This is a genomic window from Thermoactinomyces daqus (assembly GCF_000763315.1).
Taxonomy (GTDB): Bacteria; Bacillota; Bacilli; order Thermoactinomycetales; family Thermoactinomycetaceae; genus Thermoactinomyces_A; species Thermoactinomyces_A daqus.
The window spans coordinates 1-5,174 of the sequence record NZ_JPST01000062.1 but is presented as its reverse complement, the minus strand read 5'-3'; the positions used below and the strand labels follow the sequence as shown (position 1 = coordinate 5,174).

The following is a 5,174-nucleotide window of genomic DNA, read 5'->3' as shown; positions in this document are numbered from 1 at the left end:
TATCTTATTTTCAAGGTGCGTTCTCTTCGTTGCGCCGGTCATTGCGGCGACAAGAAATAATATATCACGGGTAACATCATATTGCAACCCTTTTTTTATATTTTTTTCTCCGCAAAGAAAATTCATCCCAAACGGAAATCAATCCTAAATCGGAAAACCTTGCAAAGCCGGGCAGTTTAACATTCCCGCACCGATTCCCCGAAGTAAAATCACATTTTCCACCAAAAAAAAGCAACGCCCGATGGAGTACGAAACCCCACCGATGGCGCTGCCTGTCAAGAGTTTACCGTTTCAGTGGCTATGATGATCGCCTCTTCCAACTCGTCTGCATAAGTCTCCATTTGCGATTGACTCCATCCCAATTTCTCTTTCATCAAAGTTAACACGGGTTCTTTCCACTCTTTCACCCAATTGATATCAAAGAACATGCTGCCTGTACGGCGAATGAAATAATCCACCGGCTTGGCAACCGATTCCTGCTCGATCCCGTACATGACCGTGGCATAAACCGCCGGCAAAAGCCCAAAATGCTGCGCTTCTTGCCGCCCTCTCCCGACCCAGGCAAAAACTTCATCTACATTGGAACCATACAGCTTCACCAGACGCAGTGATTCTTCCGATGTGAGGCCGATGTCGATTCCCTGTTGCTGTTTTTGTGCCAAAAAAGTGCGCCACCCTTGCGAACCGCCCACTTCCCCTCCGGATATGGCAATCCGCTCCGTCTGGCATCCCGGGTAGGATTTGCCTGTCTCTTTTTTTAACTCTTTGGCGATCAAATCAACCACTTTTTCCGCCATCTTGCGGTATCCGGTCAGTTTTCCGCCGGCAATGGTGATCAATCCTGTCGCTGAACGGAAGATTTCGTCCTTTCTCGAGATTTCCGAAGGGGATTTTCCCTCTTCATGGATGAGCGGGCGAATTCCTGCCCAGAACGCTTCAACATCCCCTTTGGTCAACTGGATTTCCGGAAACATGTGATTCACGGCCCGAATGAGATAATCGCGGTCTTCCTCGGTCACACGCGGGTTAACCAGATCATTGTGATAATCGGTATCCGTCGTTCCGATATAGGTTTTGCCGTCACGCGGAATGGCAAACACCATGCGCTGATCCGGAGTATCAAAATAAACCGCCTGCCTCAGCGGGAATCGTTTCTGATCGACAACGAGATGGACACCTTTGGTCCAGTGAATGGTTTTCCCTTTCTTCGATCCGTCCATTTCCCGCAGTTCGTCAACCCAGGGACCGGTCGCATTCACGATTTTTTTTGCTTTCAGCCGGAAAGTTTCATCAGTCAGCAGATCCCGGACCAGAACGCCCGTCAGTTTCCCGCCTTCATAGCACAGCTCTTCCGCTTTCATGTAGTTAAATGCCTTCGCTCCGAGGCTGACCGCTTTTTTCAGCACTTCCAGGGTCAGACGGGCGTCATCCGTCCGGTACTCGACGTAGTACCCCGCTCCTTTTAAATCCTCTTTGCGCAAAAGCGGCTCCATTTGAAGCGCTTCTTCTTTGGACAACATCCTGCGTCGTTCACTCTTTTTTACCCCTGCCAGAAAATCATATACCTTTAACCCGACTGATGTGGCAAATTTGCCAAGCGACCCGCCGGGAATAATCGGGAGCAGCATCCATTCCGGGGTCGTCACATGCGGTCCGTTTTCATAAACAATTGCCCGCTCTTTGCCGACCTCGGCCACCAGACCGACTTCGAGCTGTTTTAAATAGCGAAGTCCTCCATGTACGAGCTTGGTTGAACGGCTGGAAGTGCCGGCAGCAAAGTCCTGCATCTCAATGACAACCGTTTCGATTCCCCGGGACTGGGCATCCAAAGCAATCCCTGCCCCAGTGATTCCTCCTCCGATGACAAGCAGATCCAGTTGTTTTCCTGCCAATTCCGTTTGCAAACGACTGCGTTCTTTCACCGTAAAAGGTATCGCCATTTTGGTTCTCCTCCTTTTGATAAAAAGAAAAACCACATAAACCCTATGTGCCAACACATAAGGTCATGTGGTTTTCTCCTGTTCTCCGCCAACTATTAACTTGTATGGATTAATCGAGTTTAAATGCTCGCGTAGCTTCTACTGCCTTTACCCAACCATTATACAATTTATTGCGGGAATTGTCATCCATTTTCACATTAAAGGTGCGGTCAATCGCCCAATGATCCGCGATCTCCTGTTTATTGTTCCAAAATCCAACCGCCAATCCTGCCAAATATGCTGCTCCCAACGCCGTTGTTTCCAGGACAATCGGCCGTTCAACCGGTACACCGAGAACATCGCTCTGGAATTGCATTAAAAATCCATTGGCAGTGGCTCCGCCGTCAACGCGCAGTTTTTTCAGGCGAATCCCGGAATCGGCCTCCATTGCAGTCAATACATCTTTGGTCTGGTATGCCAGTGATTCCAATGTGGCCCGGATGAAATGTTCCTTAGAAGTGCCGCGGGTCAAACCGAATACGGCACCGCGCGCATCGGAATCCCAATACGGGGTTCCCAGACCCACAAAAGCGGGAACCACATACACTCCGTTTGTCGAAACCACCTTAACCGCTAAGTCCTCCGATTCCGCCGCTGTTTGAATCAGTTGCAACCCGTCACGAAGCCACTGGACAGCCGAACCAGCGATAAAAATGCTTCCCTCCAGGGCATATTCCACTTTTCCGTCGATCCCCCAAGCAATGGTGGTCAATAATCCATGCTTGGAGCGAACCGCCTTGCTGCCCGTGTTCATCAACATAAAACAACCGGTTCCGTAAGTGTTTTTCGCCATCCCCTGCTCAAAACAGGCCTGCCCGAACAGCGCCGCCTGCTGATCGCCGGCAATTCCGGAAATCGGCACCTCTTTCCCGAAAAATACATCGGGATAGGTCACGGTATAAACTTCCGAGGAAGAACGGACTTCCGGCAACATGGCGGCAGGGACAGTCAAAATCTCCAATAACGCGTCATCCCACTTCAGGTCATGGATATTATACATCAGGGTGCGCGAAGCATTGGTATAATCCGTTATATGGGCTTTTCCCCCGGAGAGTTTCCAGACAAGCCAGCTGTCAATAGTTCCAAACAACAGATCCCCTTTTTCCGCTTTTGCCCGCGCACCGTCCACCTGGTCCAAAATCCATTTCACTTTGGTACCGGAAAAATATGCGTCGATCAAAAGACCCGTTTTGTCCCGGAATACCTCCTGATAACCCTCTTCCATCAGTTCAGCGCAAATCCCGGCCGTTTGGCGTGATTGCCACACAATCGCATGGTAGACCGGTTCCCCCGTATGCCGGTCCCAGACAACGGCGGTTTCCCGCTGATTGGTGATCCCGATCGCTGCGATCTCGTCTGCATGAGCTCCGGCTTTTTGCAAGACCTCTGCGATGACTTGACGAACCGAATCCCAGATCTCCACCGCATCATGTTCCACCCAGCCCGGTTGCGGAAAATACTGAGTAAATTCTTTTTGCGCCATTTCTTTGATCCGGCCTTGGCGATCAAACAAAATCGCTCTGGAACTGGTTGTTCCCTGATCAATGGCAAGTACGTATTTCTTTTTCATTCCTGTTCACCTCTCCTTTATTGGAACAACACGACAAAGCTCAATGCCGCAATCAACGCACCGACAACCGGCCCGACAACCGGAATCCAGGCATATCCCCAATCAGAGTGCCCTTTTCCGGCAATCGGCAGGAGAGCATGAGCCAATCGCGGTCCAAGATCACGCGCAGGATTTATTGCATATCCCGTCGTTCCGCCGAGTGACATCCCAATCGAGACAATCAGTAATCCAACCACCAGCGTCTGCAAGCCGTCGGCAAACACAATTCCCTTGGCTCCGAAGCCCAATAAGGCAAAGACCAATACAAATGTGCCGATCACTTCGGACAGGAAATTGAAAAACGGGCTGCGGATGGCCGGACTAGTGCAGAAAACATTCCGTTTCGCCTCGGCATCATCCGTGACCTTCCAATGTGGATAATAGAAAAGCCAAACAAGCACGGCCCCCAAAAAGGCACCGATCATCTGGGCCACGATCATTCCGCCCACCTCAGACCAGGGGAGTTTCCCGGCCATGGCAAACCCGATCGTAACCGCAGGGTTGAGATACGCACCGCTGACATGGCCGACCAGATAAGCGGGAACCATCACCGCCAATCCCCACCCTAATGTAATGACAACCCAACCTGCGTTTTGCGCCTTGGACCGGTTTAAGACAACCCCGGCCACAACGCCATCCCCCAATAAGATCAAGATCATTGTCCCGATTAATTCAGCTGCAAAATGAGACATATCCATCCTCCCCTGGCGTTTTATTACTCGTAATACTCAGAAAAATAGTTCATAAATAAAAAGAATCACTAAAATTCCTCTTTTCCTTCCGCGGTAGAAAAGAAGGTTTAGTGACTCTCCAAAACTCATGTCTGTTATTAACTTGGTCGGGTTCAAGGGTGTGTAAGCGTTCACAATTCCATTTTAAAATATGAACATACATTTTTCAATACTTTTATTTATATTCCCATAGATTTTGGCTTGATGTCGTCACTGCTTCCGCCCCCGCTTCCAATGCTTCTCTCACCTCTTGTCTCGTTCGGATCAACCCTCCAGCCAAAATGGGAATCCCGGTATTTTCCCTTACCTCCCTGATGATATGGGGAATCACCCCGGGCAATACCTCGATATAATCGGGCTGCGATGTTTTCAACAGCCGATAGCTGGTTTCCAGGGCGTGGGTATCCAGAAGAAACACGCGCTGAATGGCGATTAACGACTTTTTCTTTGCCACTTGGACTACCGGTGTGCGCGTGGAAATCAGACCGGCGGGTTTTATCACTTGGCACAGGAACTCGGCGGCATATTCATCGCTTTTCAACCCCTGGATCAAATCGACATGCAACAAAACCTGTTTTTGATATCGGTTTGCCAATTTCATCAGCGATGGCAGCTGGGCTACATGGGAATCCAGTAAAATAATGGTTTGAAACCGGCTGTTCATCATTTTCTCAAAATCTTTAATACTCTTTGCCGCCGGCAAGATCTTTTGCTTTCCCAAACGCATTCAGTTTCCCTCCTGCTCAGATCAAATCCCTTTTCTTGGTGATTCCATCATACCATGAAATAAGAAAAACCCCCTCAGCCAACCAAGCAAAAAGGGGGTTAAAGTGTTCCCTGAAAACTAAAGAGTGA

4 protein-coding genes are annotated in these 5,174 nt (G+C 49.5%); all 4 read right to left on the bottom strand.

Annotation, left to right across the window (positions count from 1 at the left end):
- Positions 1 to 275: 275 nt before the first annotated feature.
- The 4 genes from JG50_RS0117070 to JG50_RS0117055 all read right to left on the bottom strand — a co-directional run bounded on the left by JG50_RS0117070 (position 276) and on the right by JG50_RS0117055 (position 5,046).
- Positions 276 to 1,940: a glycerol-3-phosphate dehydrogenase/oxidase gene (locus JG50_RS0117070; protein WP_033102325.1), complete on the bottom strand. Its 1,665-nt coding sequence runs from the start codon at positions 1,938 to 1,940 to the stop codon at positions 276 to 278.
- A gap of 109 nt (positions 1,941 to 2,049) precedes the next feature.
- Positions 2,050 to 3,549: a glycerol kinase GlpK gene (gene glpK, locus JG50_RS0117065; protein WP_033102324.1), complete on the bottom strand. Its 1,500-nt coding sequence runs from the start codon at positions 3,547 to 3,549 to the stop codon at positions 2,050 to 2,052.
- A 17-nt stretch (positions 3,550 to 3,566) separates the two neighbouring features.
- Positions 3,567 to 4,280 (bottom strand): MIP/aquaporin family protein, encoded by a 714-nt coding sequence (locus JG50_RS0117060; RefSeq protein WP_033102323.1) that lies wholly within the window; start codon positions 4,278 to 4,280, stop codon positions 3,567 to 3,569.
- Positions 4,281 to 4,494: 214 nt separating this feature from the next.
- On the bottom strand, positions 4,495 to 5,046 hold the full coding sequence (locus tag JG50_RS0117055) for a glycerol-3-phosphate responsive antiterminator (protein WP_033102322.1): 552 nt from the start codon (positions 5,044 to 5,046) through the stop codon (positions 4,495 to 4,497).
- Between the last annotated feature and the right edge of the window lie 128 nt (positions 5,047 to 5,174).